Origin of the sequence: Enterococcus sp. DIV0755b (genome assembly GCF_051713765.1) — a bacterium.
Taxonomy (GTDB): Bacteria; Bacillota; Bacilli; order Lactobacillales; family Enterococcaceae; genus Enterococcus_C; species Enterococcus_C canintestini.
Genome location: NZ_JBIOQN010000001.1, coordinates 1,864,340 through 1,884,934 on the forward strand (window position 1 = coordinate 1,864,340; position 20,595 = coordinate 1,884,934).

Below are 20,595 nucleotides of genomic sequence, written 5' to 3' on the forward strand. Positions count from 1 at the left end.
AAAACCGCACACTCCGCTTATTTTATAGGGCTTTTGTTGAAAAGGCTCTATCTTCCATAACTTTCAAAATAGCATCGGCTGTATCTAACGATGTTAAAAGAGGTACACCATGTTCCACAGCTTCTCGCCGAATTATAAAACCATCAACTGAAGCGCTTTGGCGATCTTTATCCATCGTGTTAATCACTAATTGTGCTTGATTATTGCGAATTAATTCCACCACGTTATGCTCTTTATTTTCAGAGATTTTTGCAATTTCTTTAACCCGTAAACCAGCAGATGTTAAATAATTGGCAGTTCCTTTAGTAGCAATTAAACTAAAGCCAATTTCAGCAAAACGTTTAGCCAAAGCTAAAGCTTCTTCTTTGGTTTCGTCTGCAATAGTAAATAATACTGAACCAAATTCGGGCACCTTTAATCCTGCCGCTTCAAAAGCTTTGTATAATGCTTTTTCTAAATTACGATCGCTCCCCATAACCTCGCCGGTAGATTTCATTTCCGGTCCTAAATAGGTATCGACTTTTTGTAATTTAGTAAAAGAAAAGACTGGCGCTTTAACATGAACACCACTATCTGCTGGATACAGGCCGTTTTCATAGCCCTGGTCAATGATTTTTTCTCCTAAGATAGCTTTGGTGGCAATTTGGGCCATCGGAATTCCTGTAACTTTACTTAAAAACGGAACTGTACGACTTGCTCTTGGGTTAACTTCAATGACATAAACTTTATTGTCGCTAATGACAAACTGAATATTCATCATGCCAATACAATTTAAACCTAAAGCTAACTTTTCAGTATATTCAGCAATAGTTGCTTGAATTTCCTGACTTAAAAATTGCGGCGGATAAACTGCCATAGAGTCTCCCGAATGGACACCTGCTCTTTCAATATGTTCCATAATACCCGGAATTAAAACGGTTTGTCCGTCACAGATGGCGTCTACTTCGCATTCACTACCAGTTAAATAGCGATCGACTAAAACCGGATGTTCTGGTGAAGCTTTCACAGCGTTTTTCATATAATCTAAAAGATCGGCTTTATTTTCCACAATCTCCATTGCCCGACCACCTAAAACATAACTTGGTCTAACTAAGACAGGATAACCAATTTTTTCTGCTATCGCAACTGCTTCTTGTTGATTGGTCGCAGTTTCACCTGGCGGTTGCGGGATATTAAGCTCTTTTAATGCTTGTTCAAATAAATCGCGATTTTCTGCGCGATCTAAATCTTCAATTCGCGTTCCTAAAATTTTGACACCAGCTTTTTGAAGCGGTTCTGCCAGATTAATTGCAGTTTGTCCGCCAAACTGCACAATAACACCAGTGGGCTGTTCTAATTCAATCACATTTAAAACATCTTCTAGAGTTAAAGGTTCAAAATATAGCTTATCAGAAATTGAAAAGTCAGTCGAAACTGTTTCAGGGTTACTATTCATAATAATTGCTTCATACCCTGCTGCTTGAATTGCTTTAACCGAATGGACAGTTGCATAATCAAATTCTACACCTTGGCCAATTCGAATCGGTCCTGAACCTAAGACTAAAACAGAAGGTTTTTCAGTCACTTTACTTTCATTTTCAAATTCATAACTGCTGTAAAAATAAGGTGTCTCTGATTCAAATTCAGCAGCACATGTATCTACCATTTTATAAACCGGTTTTAAATTTTGTTCTTTACGAAAATGACGTACTTTAGCTGCTGTTGTTTGCCAAAGATCGGCAATCTTTTTATCTGTAAAGCCATTTTGCTTGGCTTTTTTCAAAACGGTAAGATCATTTGGCGCCTGTTCCAAAGCTTTTTCTAATTCGACGATATGTAACAACTTATCTAAGAAGAACAGATCAATTTTAGTCATTTCTGCAATTTCTTTAATTGGATAGTTACGTCGAATCGCCTCTGTCACATAAAATAGACGATCATCTTGTGCTTTAATCATTTTTTCTGTCAATTGATTATCACTAAGTTCTGCTAATTCATTTAATTCTACGTGACATACTCCAATTTCAAGTGAACGCACTGCTTTTAAAAGTGATTCTTCAATGTTGCGACCAATTGCCATTACTTCACCGGTCGCTTTCATTTGAGTTCCTAACACACGTTCTCCTTGTTCAAATTTATCAAAGGGCCAACGTGGAATTTTTGCTACAACGTAATCTAACGCTGGCTCAAATTCAGCATACGTGGTTTCAGTAACTGGATTTTTCATTTCATCTAAGGTCAACCCCACCGCAATTTTCGCAGCTAACTTAGCAATTGGATAGCCCGTCGCTTTACTAGCTAGCGCAGAAGAGCGGGAAACACGTGGATTTACTTCTATGACATAATAATTAAAACTATGGGGGTCTAGTGCTAATTGTACGTTACAACCACCTTCAATTTTTAAAGCGCGAATAATAGATAAAGAAGCATCCCGTAAGAGTTGATATTCAATATCAGATAATGTTTGACTAGGGGCAAAGACAATCGAATCTCCTGTATGAATACCCACTGGATCAAAATTTTCCATATTACATACAACAATAGCGTTATCGGCTGAATCTCGCATCACTTCGTATTCAATTTCTTTAAAACCTGCAATACTTTTTTCAATTAAACATTGAGTAGCCGGTGATAACTTCAAGCCATTTTCTGCAATCAGACGTAATTCTTCTTCGTTATCACACATCCCGCCACCAGTACCACCTAATGTAAAGGCGGGACGAACAATCACAGGATAACCGATTTCATCTGCAAAAGCGACTGCTTCAGCTACTGTATTGATAATAGCAGATTCAGGAATCGGTTGGCCAAGTTCTTCCATCAGCTGTTTAAATAAATCACGATCTTCAGCTTGATCAATTGCAGAAAGTTTAGTCCCCAATAGTTCAATTTCTAATTCTGCTAAAATACCAGAAGCGGCTAGTTCAATTGCCATATTCAAACCTGTTTGTCCACCTAGTGTTGGTAAGAGTGCATCAGGATTTTCTTTACGTAAAATACGAGAAACAAATTCAAACGTAATGGGTTCAATATAGACTTTATCGGCAATTTCTTTGTCCGTCATAATGGTGGCGGGATTGGAATTGACTAAAACTACTTCATAGCCTTCTTCTTTTAACGCCAAACACGCTTGGGTGCCGGCATAATCAAATTCAGCCGCTTGACCAATAATGATTGGACCAGAACCAATCACCATAATTTTTTTAATATCCGTACGCTTTGGCATCTTTTTGCTCCTTCCATGCATCCATCATTTCAATAAATTCATCAAATAAGTGCAACGCATCATGAGGGCCTGGTGCTGCATCAGGATGAAATTGAACCGTAAAAGCCGGATAGTTTTTATGGCGCACGCCTTCGACGGTGCCATCATTAACTTCTACGTGAGTTATCATTAAGCGCTCATTATCAATGGAGTCTGCATCTACTGCATAGCCGTGATTTTGAGAAGTAAAATCAATCCGTCCTGTTGCGATTTCGCGCACCGGATGATTTAAGCCTCGATGACCAAACTTCATTTTAAATGTGTCTGCACCATTTGCTAGTGAAAATAGTTGATGACCTAAACAGATACCAAAAATTGGAACTTGACCTTGAATTTCTCGAATCATTTCAATAGCTTCTGGCACATCTTTAGGATCTCCTGGTCCGTTGGTTAACATGACACCATCAGGACACAATTCTAAAATTGTAGCAGCTTTAGTGTTATAAGGTAAGACAGTTAAATTACAATTTCGTTTTGATAATTCCCGTAAAATGCTATGTTTTAAACCAAAGTCAATCACTACAACATTATGGCCCACACCAGGACTAGGATAAGGTTTTGCTGTTGAAACTTGCGCTACTTGATTGGTTGGTAAAACCGCAGCTTTTAACTGATCATAAGCATGGGTAAAATCTTCTTCTGCCACAATACTGGCTTTCATCGTACCGTATTTTCTAATTTTCCGTGTTAAAGCACGGGTATCAATCCCTGCAATTCCAGGAATTTCTTTGCGCTTTAAAAACTCATCTAGTGTCATTTGATTGCGCCAATTACTAGCAACGCGAGCGTGTTCTTTTACGACAACTGCCTTACATGTTGGTGCAATTGACTCATAATCATCGCGGTTAATCCCGTAATTCCCCACCATGGGATAAGTGAATGTAATAATTTGCCCATTAAAACTTTGATCGGTAATGGTTTCTTGGTAACCAGTCATGCTAGTTGTAAAAACAATTTCGCCGACTACATTGTTACTAGCACCAAAGCCTTCTCCTTCAAAGTAAGTTCCATCTTCTAAGATTAACCATCGTTTCATATTTATTTCCCTTTTTGCCAAGCTATTTGACCATCAACGAATGTTAATAAAGTCTCACCAAAAACTTTTTCGTGATTAAATGGTGTATTGACTGCTTTTGACAAGAAATTTTGCGCGTCAATTTCAGATTCCTCTTGAATTGCAAAGACAGCTAAATCAGCAGGTTGACCAATTTGTAGACGTCCTGCTTGTAAGCCAAAAATTGCAGCCGGATTTGTTGCCATCCAATTAATAACTTGTTCCAAAGTGAAAATGCCAGTTTTAACAAAATGAGTATAAATCAATTGAAACGCATATTCTGAGCCGACAATTCCAAACGGTGCTTTTAGGAAGCTTTGATTTTTTTCTTCAAAACCATGGGGGGCATGATCCGTCGCAATACAGTCAATTGTTCCATCTAATAAGCCCTCAATTAAAGCATCGCGATCTGTAGTTCCTCTTAATGGTGGATTCATTTTCCAGTAGCCAAAATCATTGGGAATTTCTTCTTCTGATAAAATTAAGTGGTGAGGAGAAACTTCAGCAGTGACATGAACTCCTGCTTTTTTAGCTTCACGAATAATCCGTACGCTTTCTTTAGTGGAAACATGACATACGTGATAATGACAGCCTGTTTCTTCAGCCAAAATTAGATCTCTGGCAATTTGAGAACTTTCCGTTGCACTTAAAATCCCAGGTAAACCAAGTTCTTCTGCTTTTTTCCCAGCGTGCATTACACCGCCAAAAAGTAAGGATTCATCTTCTGTATGGGCCACAAGTGCCATATTATTGGCTGCTGCTTCTTTCATTGCCAAATACATGGTGCCTGCTGTTTGAACACCAACGCCATCATTTGTAAAAGCAAACGCACCAGCTGCTTTTAGAGCCTTTTGATCGGTTAAAACATCACTGCGCAATTCTTCTGTGATAGGAGCGTATTGTAAAACTTTTACTACAGCATCAGATTTAATAAGCGCTTGGATTTTTTCAAATTTTTCAACCGTATCTGGAACAGGATTCAAATTTGGCATCGCACAAACAGTCGTAAAGCCCCCTCTAGCTGCCGCTTCACTACCTGTTTTAATGGTTTCTTTGTATTCAAATCCTGGTTCTCTTAAATGCACATGAACATCTACTAAACCGGGAGTGATTAATTGCCCCTTGGCATCGAACACTTCATCAAAAAGGTTAGGATCAAAGTCGGTTCCAATCGCCTTCACTATTCCATCTTCAATCCAAATTTCTGCTGTTGTTAAGTGATTTTCGTAAGTATTTATTTTACCGTTTTTAATGAGTGTTTTCATAATCATCCTCCTAAATTTCGTTAAGGGTACTACTTTATTATGACAAAGGAGAGGACCAAAATTGAGCCCACTCCTAGTTTATCTTTATGCTCTGCCAGCTAAAACAGCTTCTAAAATTGCCATCCGGACAAAAACACCATTGGTCATTTGTTGAATAATCCGGGCTTGATAACCTTCTACTAATGAATCTGCTAATTCAACGTCGCGATTAACTGGTGCTGGGTGCATAATAATTGCACCTTCTTTCATCTTTTTCGCGCGACCAACTGTTAAACCGTATTGTTGATGATACTCTTCTTTTGAAAAACTTTCGTTACCGTCATGACGTTCGTGTTGCACCCGTAACATCATCATGACATCTACTTCACCAACAAGTTCATCTAATGGTAAGTAGTGTCCATATACTTCAAATTCTTCATCATACCACTGAGCAGGACCAGAGAAGAAGACTTCTGCACCTAGACGTTTTAACATCTGCATGTTTGATTTTGCTACGCGGGAATGAGTGATATCACCGACAATCGCAACTTTTAATCCTTCAAAGCGGCCGAACTCTTCATAAATCGTCATAAGGTCTAATAAACATTGCGTTGGGTGTTGGCCACTACCATCACCACCGTTAATAATACCGCATTGGATTGTTTTACTTTGAATCAAATCATCGTAATAATTTTCATCACCATGGCGAATGACAGCTACATCAACTCCTAAAGCTGACATTGTTAAAACAGTATCGTATAATGTTTCGCCTTTTTGAACAGAACTAGTCGAAGCATCAAATTCGATTACTTCAATACCTAATTTTTTCTCCGCTACATCGAAACTTTTATGTGTCCGGGTACTGTTTTCAAAAAATAAATTTGTAGCAAAATATTGTTCTTTTTCTGGCGTCCATTTTGCCCCGTTTTTGAATTCTTGTCCTCGGCGGATTAATCCCATCACTTCTTGGTCAGTTAAAGCTTCGACTGTTAATAAGTGTTTTAAACTAATTCTTTCTTGTTGGATGATCATCTTTTTTCCTCCTGCGTGTTTGGCTTAAAAGTTTTTATTCTGCTTCTTTATTAATGACAATACGGTCTTTACCGTCAACTTCTTCCATTTCAACAATAATTTCTTCGGCTAAAGATGTAGGAATGTTTTTTCCCACGTAATCGGCACGGATCGGCAGTTCCCGATGCCCGCGATCGACTAGGACTGCTAATGAAATTTTTCTAGGACGACCAAAATCCATGATCGCATCTAACGCCGCACGGATAGTCCGACCAGTAAACAAGACATCGTCGACTACAATAACTTCTTTTCCTTCCAAATTGACTGGAATATCAGAAGCGTGTACCGTCGGATCGTCTTCTTTTTTAGCATCATCTCGGTACAAAGTAATATCTAATTCGCCCACTGGAACTGCTATGCCTTCAAGTTGTTGCAAACGTTCTGCAATTCGCTTTGCAATATAAATTCCTCTTGTTTTAATACCGACTAAAACCAAGTCCTCAATACCGTGGTTACGCTCGATGATTTCATAAGTAATCCGAGTCAAAGCTCGCTTCATTGTTACTGCATCTACTACTTCTTTTACTGCCATTTTCTTCCTCCTCGTCCATTTAAAAGACAAAAAAACTCCTGCCCGAAATTAGGCAGGAGTGATAATTGATTTAGTATTTGGGTATAACTACCCTTTTTACTTCAATTCACAAGGCAAGTTTTACTAAGGCGCACCTTACTAAAATTCTTGCTCAACTCCTTCTTAGCCTCACGGGACTACTCTTAAAGGATTACTATTTACTTTTCTTAGACATAGATTACACTTCTTTAAACCAAAAATCAATCTTTTTTTCGTAAGTTTGTTAATGTTTTTTCAAAAACTGGCGGTAGTGGTGCCTCAAAAACCATTTTGGCTTGTGTTCTAGGATGAGTAAAGCCCAATAGTTTTGCATGTAAAAATTGCCCATTTCCCTTTAGTGTTTTTTTAGGGCCATAAGTTGGATCACCTGCTAAAGGAAAGCCAATGTATTGCATATGCACCCGAATTTGATGTGTGCGACCAGTTTCTAATTGTAACTCGACTAACGTAAAATCACCAAAACGTTCTAGGACAGTAAAATGCGTGATTGCCGGCTTACCGTCTTCACGAATCGCTTGCATTTTACGGTTAACCTTAGAACGTCCAATGGGCGCTTCAATCGTCCCTTTTTCATGGGGGATGTTTCCATGAACTAAAGCGACATATTTCCGTAAACTCGTTTTATCTTTCAATTGAGCTGCTAAGGATTCATGGGCAGCATCGTTTTTGGCAATCATTAATAAACCCGAAGTGTCTTTGTCAATCCGATGTACAATCCCTGGGCGAACAACATCATTAATCGTGGACAAATTATTTAATTGATATAATAAACCGTTAACAAGTGTTCCTTGGCTGTGACCTGCAGAAGGATGAACAACCATTCCCTGCGGTTTATTTACTACAGCTACATCCTCATCTTCATAAACAATATCTAAATCAAGATCTTCTGGGATAAGCTCGAGTGTTGCGGGGGCTGGAATTTGAATTACGATTTCATCTCCCGTTTTTACTTTATAGTTTGCTTTTACAGTTTGGCCATTTAAAAAAACTACCCCTTCTTTTAACCATTGCTGAATTTGAGAACGTGTATAGTCTGGTAGATATTGGGTTAAGGCTTTGTCAATTCGTGGGCCTTTTTCTTTGATAACGATTAGCAGTTCTTTCATACTTTTGCTCCTTTAAAATGATCTTCAAATAAAATATAGATGAAAATCAAAATCACACCAACCACAAGACAAGAGTCGGCTACGTTAAAAATGGGAAATGAGATAAAATCTGTTTGAAACATATCTACCACATAACCTAGACGCAAGCGGTCGATAAAATTTCCTAAAGCTCCTGCCAGTACAAGACTTAAACCAAAAGAATATATTTTAGCTCCCCGGCGATTTTTATATAATAAATAACTACATACGGCTACAGCAATCAGTGTGACAATAGTAAAAAAGCCCATTTGCCCTTCTAACATACTCCAAGCAGCCCCGGTATTTTGATAATAAGTCAAAGAAAAAACGTTTTTAATTAGCGGCAATGACTCGCCTAAAGAAAGATTTGCCACAATCCACGCTTTTACCAATTGATCAAGCACTATTAATAAAACAGTAATAACTAAATAAACTATCATAAACTCCACTCATTTCTTAAACAGTAAATAAATCGCGCGGGCGGATAATCCCCAATAAATTGCCATTTGGATCACCATCTCGTGTGATTAAAATTGCTTCTAATAAAGTATTTTGATGAAACATATTTTCAACTTCTGCTACAGTGGTTTTTCCTGTAACAAATTGATAATTGGTAACTTTTCCATCTGCTATTAACAGTTCTTCAGCTAGACGGTTTTCTAAAACAATCTCACCTTTTAAGCTTTCTTTTGCAAACCAATAACCTAAAGCACGTAAAGTAATTAATCCCTTAAAAACCCCTTTTTCATAAAGCGGAAACTGAGAATAACGTTTATGAGCAATCGTTTTTAGTATTTCTTTAATTGGTAATGTAATTTCAAAACCAGTAACATTTTTACCAAAACGAGGTAAGACCAATTCTGGCTTTAAAAGAGCCTGTTCAATCATTGTAATTCGTTTGACTACCCAGTCATTTGGCTCAGCAATCACAAAATCAGTACTAATTTGATCGTGAACAATGGCATTTCGCAACTGCGCCATTTGCAATAAATCATCAACATAATCATTTGCTAAAAATTCTGGCTGCCTACTTAGCCGCCGAACCATTTCGCTAAAGCCCATATTTTGGGGATGATTCAATTTTTCTTTTAGCCATTTGTTAATTCGATTGAAACTTGCTAAGAATATATCTGCATTACTAGCCATCTGCTAACTCCTTTATTCAAATAAATTCGTATCTTTTGTCACAAATTTTTCAGCGGGAAGATACGTTTTTAATTCATTTAAAAATGCCTTTTTGGTTTTTTTTCGCATTAAAAAGCTATATTCTTCACCTAAATACAAAAATTCAATTCCATTTGGTAAAATGGCAATACGGGTTATATTAGCATAATAAAATTTTTGTTTCTTCCAAAAGCGCGCATAAAAAATAAGTAGGTAATCTTTAAATAAAACAAAACGCCGCAGACAGCCAATTATAACACAGACAAAAAAGAAGACCATGACTAAATTGCTTTTCCAGTACGGCCGGGTATTTTCTAAAGACAATGTCAAACTATAAAAGAGAACAATCATTGTTAATGACCAATAAATGATACTGACAGCAAGTTCTGGCTGCCAACGATATTTTCTATTTTTCATGCTTACAAGGAGCCTCTTTTCTGCTAAAGTTAATTCGTAAACAAAATGAATAAAAGGATGATACGAATGATTAAAGCCTATATCGATGCCGCGACTAAAGGCGATCCGGGTCCGAGTGGGGCCGGTATACTTTTAGTTGGTCAAAATCTTCATAAACAAATTCATCAAGCACTCCCTGTCTTAAATAATCACCAAGCAGAATTTTATGCTTTTTATGAATTGCTGAATTACTTAATAGAACATAATTATTTTCACGAAACGATATTCGTTTACTCGGATAGTAAAATTTTAGTCCAAACTGTCGATAAAAACTACACAAATAACAAAAATTTCCAAGAAATATTCCAAAAAATTCAAACCTTACTACCTAAATTTCCATTACTTATCTTACAGTGGATTCCCGAAAATAAAAATAAAGGGGCTGATAAGCTAGCACGTCAAGGATTACAAAAAGCACTTCGTCAAAAAAATAATTCAAAGTAAGCAATAAAAGCTCCTTATAAAATTGGCGATAAAAGACGGGAGAAGTTTTGCTTAAAGCGTAACCAATAAGATTGCTGTTCAATCATCTCATCTGTCAATAAGTAGCACTTTTCTTGATCAGCTAAAAAGATTTGTTGCATTTGTTTAGTCAATGCTTCATCATACACAAAAGCTGTAACTTCAAAATTTAATTCATAACTACGAATATCTTGGTTAGTAGAACCAAAAGAGCAAAGATTGTCGTCCATGACAATTGTCTTAGCGTGTAAAAAGCCTTCTTGATATTGATAAATCTTGACACCACGTTTATGAAGCAAATTAGCATAGTATTGGGTAGCGCGATAGATAAAGGGATGATCAGGCATATTTGGTATCATAATGCGCACGTCTACCCCCGAGCGAGCAGCTGTGACTAGTGCGTTAAACATCACATCATCAGGAATTAAATACGGTGTCTGTAACCAAATTTTTTCATTTGCTGATAAAATCATTTTAACAAAAGCGCTCTTTAAGATATCAATTTGATTTTCAGGGCCATCTGCGACAACTTGAATTTCAGCTTCGCCTTTTGTATCTTCACCAATAACAAAATAGCGACTTTCATAATCGAGTAGATCTTCTTTTTTTCTAACTGATGCATTCCAATCCCTAATAAAAATCTCTTGCAAACTAAAACTTGCAGTTCCAACTATTCGCCCGTGCGTATCCCGCCAATAACCAAATTTTTCACTGCGGCCAAGATATTGATCCCCAACATTAAAGCCACCTGTCCAAGCAATTTGACCATCAATCACCACTATTTTACGATGTAAATGGTAATTTAAGCGCGTTTTACGAATTAAGTCACGGGAAGTAATAAAAGCAGCCACTTTCCCACCAGCAGCAACAAGAGGTTGGAAAAACTTCTCATTTGATCCTTTTGCTCCCCATGGATCGTAAATAAGACGGACTTCTACACCTTCTTTGGCTTTTTCAACTAATAAATGCAGAAATTGATGGCCAATCCGGTCAGGGAAAAAAGCGTAATACTCAACATGAACATTATCTTTGGCTGCTTTGATATCTGCAAATAATGCTGCAAATTTTTCATTGCCATCTGTATATAATTCCACACTATTGCCTCTTGTTAAAGGAGATTCATCCACCGATTTTAAATAGCGCTCTAATAGTTTTAGCTCTATTTCAACTTCTTCTTTATCGTAACGCTTATTATTTTGATGAATTAAAGCATTGATTTCTTTTATTTTGCGGTTAGTTTCAACATCGAATTTATAAACCGTCTCGCCATCGATGCCCCGACCACAAAATAAATAGACAATAAATCCGATTACAGGAATAAAAACTAATGTTAAAGACCACGCTAAAATACTAGTAATTGAACGAGGTTTTCGAAACACCGTGATTAAAGCGCCAATAGTATTAATAAAAATAACTAACAAAAAAACCGATTGTAAGATACTCAAATCCTGTTGAATGGTCATAAAGTAGGCTCCTTTCAAATAAAAGCTTGCTTTTATAATAAGTAATTGTGATCAAAAGTGATTTCAAGTGTGACTTCACCTAATTGCGCAGTCAAATATTCTGTTAGTTGTTGCCGAATTGCTAAGTCAGATTGGGGACAATTAGGTGGCACAACAACATCAAAAGACAGTTGATTTTTTTCAATCCGAAAATCATGTACCCGTAAGTTCAGATTCAGCGCTGTGATAGCTGCCTTCACAATTTCCCATTTTTGTTGATACTCTGGACTTTTAACAGCCACTGGATCTAAGTGACACACCAATTCAACCTTCAAATTTTCTCGAAAGTCTTTTTCAATTTTATTAATAAGGTCATGAGCATAATTTAGACTCCACGTATCATCTACTTCAATATGAACAGTAGCAAACTGGCTTTTAGGCCCATAACTGTGGACTAATAAATCGTGATACCCTAAAATTTCAGGAACATCATTTAAATGTTGTTCCATTACTAAAATTTCTTCTGCGCTAGGGCGACTTCCTAGTAATTCATCGATGAATTCTTTTACCATTTTTAAGCCACTGTATAAAATATATAATGCAATGAAAAGCCCCATCCAACCATCGACATGTAGTCCGGTAAATAACTCGATAAAGGCTGAAATTAAAACAGCTGCGGTCGTAATTACATCATTTAAACTATCTTGTGCCGTTGCTTTAAGGGTCTCTGAATTAATTTTACCCGCTATTTTTTTATACATTAAACTTTGCCAAATTTTAATTACAATTGATAAAACTAAAATAATAAAAACTAAAGGCGAAAGTTTGATCTTACTTGGGTCAAGAATTTTTTCAACCGAAGAAATGAGAAATTGAAAACCGACAAATGTAATAATAATTGAAATCATAAAACCACTAATATATTCAAAACGCTCATGCCCATAGGGGTGTTCTTTATCTGCGGGCTTAGCTGCAATCCGAAAACCAACTAAAGTTAAAACAGAAGATGCCGTATCACTTAAACTATTAATGGCATCTGCCATAATGGAAACACTTTGGGCAAAAAGGCCGATCAAAAATTTCATAATAAATAAAAGACCATTTGAAACTAACCCTAAACTTCCGGCTAAAAAACCAAAAGAAGTTCGATTTTTATTCGGATTATTTTTTGTGATTTTTTTCATAAAATAATTCAGCATTTCTTTAAAACTCCTTAATCAAAACTTCTCTTCATTTTACCCTTTTTATCACTTTCAAACAAACTAAAGGCAATATTTGACAAATGATTGTTAGATTATCATGTGCTCTTGTTGTAAGTTAAGTCATCTCCACAATAATAACCCGAATATGAGCCAATTTTTTGTTTTGCCTCAAAGAGACAAAAGTAAATTCAGCCATATTTCGGGTTATAAAACGAGCTATTATTCTAATTTAGTAGTTTGTTACGCTTGTTGTAAAAACTCAGCTACTTTTGCTAAAGCGTCTTTAATTCCTGCTGGGTTTTTGCCCCCGGCTTGTGCCATATCTGGTCGGCCACCGCCGCCGCCACCGACAAGCGGAGCAATCGTCTTAATTAAATCTCCTGCTTTTAAGCCACGGGCTACAGCCTCTGGCGACATTGCTGCCAATAAATTAACTTTTTGATCACTCGCATTTGCTAATACTAAAACATCAGAAGCAGCTTTTTGTTTCCATTGGTCTGCTAATTGACGTAATTGGTTCATATCTTTAACTTTTACTTCCGCTGATATAAATGAGATGCCATTTACAGTTTCAATATTTTTGAAAACGTCCCCTGCTTGTTGATTTGCCAACTTACTTGCAAGCTGTTCATTTTCTTTTTGTAAATCTTTTAGCTGTTGTTGTAATTGTTCTGTTTTTGTAACGACTTCTTTTAATTGCGGTGACTTCACAATTGTCGCAATTTCTTTTAGTTGTGTTTCTTCACTATAAAGCAATTCATAAGCTTCTTTACTTGTTACTGCTTCAATCCGGCGTACACCTGCTCCGATACCAGATTCCGCAACGATTTTAAAAATACCGATATCTTCTGTATTGGCAACATGAGTCCCCCCACAAAGTTCAATAGACCAATCCGCAATATTTACTACCCGCACGTCATGACCATATTTTTCGCCAAAGAGAGCCATCGCTCCCATCCCTTTTGCAGTATCGATGTCTGTTTCAATCGTTACAACTGGAAGAGCTTCCCAAATTTTTTGGTTAACAATTGCTTCCATTTGACGCAACTCTTCTGTAGTTACTTGACCAAAATGAGTAAAGTCAAAACGTAAATGACCTGGTGCTACTAATGAACCAGCTTGGTTAGCGTGATTTCCTAAGACTTCTTTTAATGCTTTGTGCAATAAATGGGTTGCAGTATGGTTTTTGATGATTCGATTACGGCGCCCCACATTAATTTGTAAGAAGTAAGTCGTTCCTTCAATCACCGGTGCTTTGATTGTCACAGTGTGTAAAAATTGACCGTTTGGTGCTTTTTTCACATCATGCACTTCTGCCACAATATTACCTTCTAAATCACAAATCATACCAGTATCCGCAACTTGTCCACCCATTTCAGCATAAAATGGTGTTTGGGCAAAAATTAATTGGGCCTCGCCAGTCTTCACTTCACTAACAACAGCTTCATCTTGAATGACAACCAGTAATTCACTTTCAGTTTCATAGTTAGCATAACCCACAAATTTACTATCGACTTTAATTTCGGTCAATAAAGCAGATTGTACTCCCATTGACGCATCCGTACTGCGAGCAGCACGAGCCCGTTCTCTTTGTGCCTGCATTTGGGATTCAAAACCAGCATGGTCTACTTTTAGGCCTTCATCTTCGGCAACTTCTTCAGTTAATTCAACTGGGAAACCATAAGTGTCATATAATTTGAAAATATCTTCGCCACTTAATGTATCTTTTTTCTCAGCCTTCACTTTTTCAATGACTTGCGTTAAAATTTCCAACCCTTCATTGATTGTTTCGTGGAAACGTTCTTCTTCTGTCCGAATTACTTTTTCAATAAACTCTTGTTGTTCCAATATTTCAGGGTAATAGCTGTCCATGATTTTGCCTACAACTGGAACTAATTTATACAAGAAAGCTTGATCAATACCTAATTTTTTACCATGCATAACAGCCCGACGTAACAAACGACGTAAAACATAGCCCCGTCCTTCATTTGAAGGTAATGCACCATCTCCAATGGCAAAGGCTAAAGCACGAATATGGTCGGCAATAACTTTAAAAGAAATATCTGTTTGTGGTGCGTCTCCGTATTGGAATTTACCACTTAAAGTTTCAACTTCTTTAATTATTGGCATAAATAAATCAGTTTCAAAGTTTGTTGGTGCATTTTGAACGATGGAAACCATCCGTTCTAACCCCATGCCTGTATCAATATTTTTATGCGGTAGTGGTTCATACGTATCATCTGGCTTGTGATTAAATTCAGAAAAGACTAAGTTCCAAATTTCTAAATAGCGTTCGTTTTCTCCACCAGGATAATTTTCCGGATCGTCAGCAGCCAAATCGTTAAATTCTTCGCCACGATCATAAAAAATTTCAGTGTCTGGACCACTAGGACCTGCGCCAATATCCCAGAAATTATCCTCAATTTCAACAATATGATCTAAAGGAAGACCAACTTCTTCATGCCAAATTCGTTTTGCTTCTGTATCTTTTGGATAAACAGTAACATATAATTTTTCCGGATCAAAAGCCATCCACTTTTCATCGGTTAAAAATTCCCAAGCCCAATGAATCGCTTCTTTTTTGAAATAATCACCAATTGAGAAATTACCTAACATTTCAAACATAGTATGATGACGAGCAGTTTTCCCAACGTTTTCAATATCATTTGTCCGAATTGACTTTTGGGCGTTAGTGATGCGGGGATTTTCCGGCACAACGGATCCATCAAAATATTTTTTTAGCGTAGCTACCCCAGAATTAATCCACAAAAGAGTGGGATCATTAACTGGAACTAAAGATGCGCTAGGTTCAACACTATGTCCTTTTGACTTAAAGAAGTCTAAAAACATTTGGCGGACTTGGCCACTAGATAATTCTTTCATCATTTCTCCTACTTTCCAAAAAAAATAAGACACCACTGCAAGACAAGGACGAAAACCGCGGTACCACCTTGTTTGCAATGATGTCATTCATTACCTCTTAAGCTCCATAACGCAGAGTTGCGTCAGTATTGCTACTGAAATAAAAAAAGGGAGCAACTACAAACAGATTTGTGCTTTTTCTCAGCAAATAAAAGCTTTCTGTAACAAAGTAACTGTCTGGTCATATCCTTTTTCCCTACAAAGTATAGGTGACAAACCTATACTTGTCAACGATTTAATCTAATTCTATTAAAATTGTTTTACGATATAAAAAATCTTGTGGTGTTAAATTTTCATCGGCTTTTAAGCGACGATTAGCGCGATAATACGTTGCTTCTGGTAGTAATGCCAACAAAGCAATGGCACTTTTTTGGTTATGATCCATTTTTAAAATAGGCTCAGTCGTTAACTCGTAACGATTTGCCCCACCGTTAATGACTACTCCAAACATATTGGGACCTTCTTTTAGCATTTTCACCTGTTTGCCCCAATAACTTTGATCCACATCAGCTGCATTCCCCCAACGGAATAGCTTACGGGTAGCTGCACCCACCATAAATTCCCACTGGTCTTCATTCAATAAATCAAAACCGTCTTTTTGAATCGTTTTGATTAAAGTTTGTTGGGTACAATCAAAATGTTCAAATACATAATAGCTATCTGTTCCATCGGCAATTTCTAAATAAAATTCATTTGGCACTAAGATATGATACGGCAATGAATAATTTAAGCTTTCTTGAAAAGTTTTTGGGGCTGTAAATTGTGCTTTAATTTTCCTTTCAAGCATACTGAATTTTTCCATGTTCCCTGTGAATTCACCTGTAATAGTATCTAACATGCCTAAATATCGCGTCCCAGCGGGCAAAGCGTGTTTTTGTACTAGCATAGGAGGGATGTTTTTCTTTCGTAATGGCGAAGTATGTAAATCTACAAATAAATCCCAGTCATCCATATTCTTCAACTGATATTCAGCGACAATCCGTTTGTCAGCTTCTGTCAAAACAGTCTTTTCAGTAGTCGCCCAAGCGCTACTCGCTAAACCTTGTACACCTAGATCCCAGCCTAAAATTGCTTCATTTTGTCCAGGCACAAAAACAAAAGCTTCTCCATCAATTTCCAACTCAAAGGTCCGACATTTTACGCCATCTAACTGGTAAGTTAAAAGTTCAAGATTCGTTATTTCTTTTAATGGACTGACAAAATACATTAAGACTTGTTGAAAAGCCTGAATTTTTGTCTCGTCGGTTAAATTTTTCCAGTTATTCCAATGTAGCATTTCAAATAAATTCATCGAAATTCTCCTTCAACAGTTTCTTTTCATGTTACCCTTAAGAAAACTTGCTAAAATTAAGTATAGCATGATTGGAGTGCATTATGGATAAAATTTCTTTTGGATCAGCGAGTTATTTGCAAGCAGCTGCTTTTTCAATTCGATACCGCGTTTTTGTCTTGGAACAAAAAATTCCACCAGAATTAGAATTTGATCAACATGACGATAAGCTTGCATGTTATTTTGTTTACTTTCACAACAAAGAAGCAATCGCTACAATTCGTTATCAAGCTCTTAATGAAAATACAATTCAACCAGATCGCTTTTGTGTCACAAAAAAGTGGCGAAAAAAAGGCTTTGGTAAAAAATTACTTGCATTTTACGAAAAGCAGGCGATTAAAGATGGCTACCAGCGGGCGATACTATCAGCAGAACTCACCGCAATCCCCTTTTATCTCAACAGCGGCTATCAAATCGTGAGTGCACCTTATTTAGAAGACGGTATTTGGTGCCAAAAAATGAAAAAATTTTTAACCGAGGCTACTAACGGATACTGAGAAGATAAGAAATGCTAAAAACAGTAGATAGCTCTTTAGTGTGAGCCTCAGACAATTTCTTTTACAACAAAAACGAGGGATGACAAAATCATGTCATCCCTCATCTTTTACAAATAAACGGTGTTAAAGTAATAACTTCAGCTTATAACAACCTGAAATTTCGCAAAAATTTAAGCAGTAGTTTTCATACAATTTTCACGTACTTCTTAATTTGACTACTTCTCTTACACCAATTTTTGTTACTGACTTGATTTTTTCTTGTGTTTACGAGCTGTCCGTAACTGTTGGCGTTTTTCGATTTTGCGTTTTTGTTTTTTATCTTTATCTACAGCCCATTGAATTTTTTTCTTATAGCCTGGTTTGATTTTTTTCTTTTTCTTTTTTACCAAACCAATTAACGTAGGATCAAGTTCCTCTTTTTTAGTTTGCTCCCGCTTTTTACGACGGTTACGATCATAGCTGTCGACAATTTCGCCATTTTTAATTTCTTTTGGTTTGAAAGTTACCCCAATTTTTTCAATAGCAGCGACTTTTTCTTCATCTTGAGGACTATACAATGTGATGGCAGTTCCTTCAAGATTACCGCGTCCTGTTCGACCAACACGATGAATGAAAAATTCCAAATCGTTAGGAATTTCAGCATTGATAACGTGAGATACACCTTCAATATCAATTCCTCTAGCGGCCAAATCCGTGGCAACAACATATTGATAATCCATGTTTTGAATACTGCGCATAATCCGTTTTCGTTCGCGCGGAGTAATATCGCCATGCACCTTCGCAACTTTTAATCCTTGTTCTTTTAAGTAGTCACTGATTTCATCCACCCGTTGTTTCGTGTTGGCAAAAACTAACGCCATATAAGGATGACCAATAGTTAATAACTGATAAATCAACCGATTTTTATCTTTGCCTTTTGTGGCAATCAACCAATTGTCAATTGATTCCGCGATGACCGCTTTAGGTTGAATAGCTTCAATGACCGGATTTTCTAAATATTTTTTTAAAAATGGTCGTAACTTTTCTGGGATGGTAGCCGAAAAGACTAAAATTTGTACTTTCTCTGGTAAACGGCTAGCGATTTGATCGACTTCTTGTAAAAAGCCCATATCTAGTGTCATATCTGCTTCATCAACCACAAAAGCAAATGCTTTATGGATAAACAGAGCTTGTTCATTAATCATATCCAATAAACGTCCTGGCGTACCAATCACGACATGAGGTTGTTGGTGCTGTAATTTATCAATTTGTCGTTGTTTATCTGTCCCCCCTACAAAGTTACTAACGCGAATCACAGGGTTTGAAAAAGCGGCAATCTGTTTTGCTGCAGTATAAATTTGATTGGCTAGTTCACGACTTGGTGCAGTAATAACAACTTGGGCACTCTCATTAGTAGGATCAACTTTATCCAATAAGGGCAGTAAAAATGTAAGGGTCTTACCAGTACCAGTTTGAGATTGTCCCACTACGCTTCTGTTTTGTTGAATAACTGGAATAAGCCGCTCCTGAACTTCAGTTGGTTGTTCAAAATTCTTTTCTTTAAGAGCTTCATATATAAAGGGCTTAAATTGAAAATCCTTAAATTGCATGTTTCCACCTTCTTTTCATAATGTTCTTAGGGATTATAGCACAAAAGGTTTCTGCCGTCAGATTTCTTTTTTCAAAATCGTACTAATCACATAAGTTCCACTTCTTTTTTCATAAAATAATTGTCTCTTTTTACGAATAACTGCCCATAAAACGTTAATCACAAATAAAAACTGAATAATGGTTGCACCGATAGTAATAAATGAGGCAATACCCACTAAGAAGTGATTATTATCGCCGATTAAAGGAGCAAAAAGTGCACCAATTTGACCGATACCACCATATATGAGGTATAACAAACCATAGCGGATAAATAAAGCTTTTAAAGTGACATGTTGATGATTGTTTTCCACTACCCGAATCCGCACAATTTTTTTACCTAGGGTTTGGCCGTTTAACAAATAATTAAAGAAAATAAAATAAACAAGAATGGTTACAAAATACCACAGTGGTGAATCAAAATATTTATCCGAATAACTATTTGTCACTAGACGTAAAACAACAGACAAAACAAAAGTAAAGAAATAAATAATGAACCAATCTAATAAAAAGGCAGCAAAACGACGGAAAAGAGTTACATCTTTTCCTTTTTCATAGGCTATTTCTTCCAATTTTTCCCGTGTTGGTAGCAGTAGTGCAAACAATGGTTCCACTAAATAACCTAGTGTTCCACCAAGCGTATTATGAAAAAGATCATTCACATCTGCTAGACGATAATTCCGTGGATAAATGAAGTACAAGCCAGTTAGTTGGGTTAATTCAAAAAATAAAGATAATAAAAAGCTAGCCAAAATAGTCTTTTTTAATGAAAAACCAAAGAAATAGCGTAAATAAACACCAAATGGCAATAAAAGCAATACATTAAAGACCGGTTCTAAGAAAACACCTTGACGCATCGCTGGTAGATAGGTACTAGGATCGTCAATTTTTAACACCGTTTGGCTTAAAAAGTTATGTAACGACGCGCCTAAATGTAATTCATAATGAGGACCACCATAATGCGCAACTTCACTAATTGGCGGTAACGGTAAAATCACTAAAAAATACGCACACAATAAATAAAAGACAAAAGAATACAAAATAATAGCTCGACTAATAATAAAGCGCCCGAATTTACGGTATTCATAAATAAAGAAAAAAGATGAGATAAACAACGCTAAAAAAGGAAAAATAAGTAAAGCAGTTTTAAGGGGTTCAATATAAGCAGACATAAAAAAATCCTTTC

The 20,595-nt window shown here is 36.7% G+C and carries 17 protein-coding genes; 2 read left to right on the plus strand and 15 right to left on the minus strand.

Annotated elements, in window-relative coordinates:
* Positions 1-22: 22 nt before the first annotated feature.
* The 9 genes from carB to IGI65_RS09030 form a co-directional block, all read right to left on the minus strand.
* Positions 23-3,205, minus strand: a complete 3,183-nt coding sequence (gene carB, locus IGI65_RS08990; protein WP_071864002.1) for a carbamoyl-phosphate synthase large subunit — start codon at positions 3,203-3,205, stop codon at positions 23-25.
* Entirely contained in the window at positions 3,183-4,280 is a 1,098-nt protein-coding gene (locus tag IGI65_RS08995) for a carbamoyl phosphate synthase small subunit (protein WP_412258492.1), read from the minus strand. Before IGI65_RS08995 ends, carB begins: the two co-directional genes overlap by 23 nt.
* A 2-nt stretch (positions 4,281-4,282) precedes the next feature.
* Entirely contained in the window at positions 4,283-5,563 is a 1,281-nt protein-coding gene (locus tag IGI65_RS09000) for a dihydroorotase (protein ID WP_438773986.1), read from the minus strand.
* An 84-nt stretch (positions 5,564-5,647) separates the two neighbouring features.
* Positions 5,648-6,574 carry an aspartate carbamoyltransferase catalytic subunit gene (locus IGI65_RS09005; protein WP_071863999.1) on the minus strand — a complete coding sequence of 309 codons (927 nt, stop codon included), beginning with the start codon at positions 6,572-6,574 and terminating at the stop codon, positions 5,648-5,650.
* 34 nt (positions 6,575-6,608) lie between these two features.
* The gene (gene pyrR / locus IGI65_RS09010; RefSeq protein ID WP_071863998.1) at positions 6,609-7,145 is read right to left on the minus strand and encodes a bifunctional pyr operon transcriptional regulator/uracil phosphoribosyltransferase PyrR; all 537 of its coding nucleotides are present in this window, start codon (positions 7,143-7,145) and stop codon (positions 6,609-6,611) included.
* Between the two features lie 239 nt (positions 7,146-7,384).
* The gene (locus tag IGI65_RS09015) at positions 7,385-8,290 is read right to left on the minus strand and encodes an RluA family pseudouridine synthase (protein ID WP_412258488.1); all 906 of its coding nucleotides are present in this window, start codon (positions 8,288-8,290) and stop codon (positions 7,385-7,387) included.
* Entirely contained in the window at positions 8,287-8,748 is a 462-nt protein-coding gene (gene lspA, locus IGI65_RS09020; protein WP_071863996.1) for a signal peptidase II, read from the minus strand. The genes IGI65_RS09015 and lspA overlap by 4 nt, the downstream gene beginning before the upstream one ends.
* Before the next feature lie 16 nt (positions 8,749-8,764).
* On the minus strand, positions 8,765-9,454 hold the full coding sequence (locus IGI65_RS09025; RefSeq protein ID WP_412258485.1) for a CBS domain-containing protein: 690 nt from the start codon (positions 9,452-9,454) through the stop codon (positions 8,765-8,767).
* A 12-nt stretch (positions 9,455-9,466) separates the two neighbouring features.
* On the minus strand, positions 9,467-9,889 hold the full coding sequence (locus IGI65_RS09030; RefSeq protein ID WP_412258484.1) for an EbsA family protein: 423 nt from the start codon (positions 9,887-9,889) through the stop codon (positions 9,467-9,469).
* A 66-nt stretch (positions 9,890-9,955) separates the two neighbouring features.
* Between IGI65_RS09030 and IGI65_RS09035 the strand changes: the two genes are divergently transcribed.
* Positions 9,956-10,372 (plus strand): ribonuclease HI family protein, encoded by a 417-nt coding sequence (locus IGI65_RS09035; RefSeq protein WP_412258482.1) that lies wholly within the window; start codon positions 9,956-9,958, stop codon positions 10,370-10,372.
* 14 nt (positions 10,373-10,386) lie between these two features.
* On the opposite strand, the gene cls is transcribed toward IGI65_RS09035, so the two are convergent.
* The 4 genes from cls to IGI65_RS09055 form a co-directional block, all read right to left on the minus strand.
* The gene (gene cls, locus IGI65_RS09040) at positions 10,387-11,853 is read right to left on the minus strand and encodes a cardiolipin synthase (protein WP_412258480.1); all 1,467 of its coding nucleotides are present in this window, start codon (positions 11,851-11,853) and stop codon (positions 10,387-10,389) included.
* A 32-nt stretch (positions 11,854-11,885) separates the two neighbouring features.
* A complete protein-coding gene (locus IGI65_RS09045) occupies positions 11,886-13,031 on the minus strand; it encodes a cation diffusion facilitator family transporter (protein ID WP_412258478.1) in 1,146 nt (381 codons plus the stop codon).
* 243 nt (positions 13,032-13,274) lie between these two features.
* A complete protein-coding gene (alaS, locus tag IGI65_RS09050) occupies positions 13,275-15,917 on the minus strand; it encodes an alanine--tRNA ligase (protein WP_412258588.1) in 2,643 nt (880 codons plus the stop codon).
* 274 nt (positions 15,918-16,191) lie between these two features.
* Positions 16,192-17,247, minus strand: coding sequence for a DUF7278 family profilin-like fold-containing protein (locus tag IGI65_RS09055; RefSeq protein ID WP_412258477.1), 1,056 nt, complete (start codon positions 17,245-17,247; stop codon positions 16,192-16,194).
* An 83-nt stretch (positions 17,248-17,330) separates the two neighbouring features.
* Between IGI65_RS09055 and IGI65_RS09060 the strand changes: the two genes are divergently transcribed.
* The gene (locus IGI65_RS09060) at positions 17,331-17,783 is read left to right on the plus strand and encodes a GNAT family N-acetyltransferase (protein ID WP_412258476.1); all 453 of its coding nucleotides are present in this window, start codon (positions 17,331-17,333) and stop codon (positions 17,781-17,783) included.
* Between the two features lie 239 nt (positions 17,784-18,022).
* Here the strand turns inward: IGI65_RS09060 and IGI65_RS09065 are convergent, their stop codons facing one another.
* Both IGI65_RS09065 and IGI65_RS09070 read right to left on the minus strand, forming a co-directional pair.
* Positions 18,023-19,372 carry a DEAD/DEAH box helicase gene (locus IGI65_RS09065; RefSeq protein WP_412258474.1) on the minus strand — a complete coding sequence of 450 codons (1,350 nt, stop codon included), beginning with the start codon at positions 19,370-19,372 and terminating at the stop codon, positions 18,023-18,025.
* 57 nt (positions 19,373-19,429) lie between these two features.
* Positions 19,430-20,581: a VanZ family protein gene (locus tag IGI65_RS09070; protein ID WP_412258472.1), complete on the minus strand. Its 1,152-nt coding sequence runs from the start codon at positions 20,579-20,581 to the stop codon at positions 19,430-19,432.
* Between the last annotated feature and the right edge of the window lie 14 nt (positions 20,582-20,595).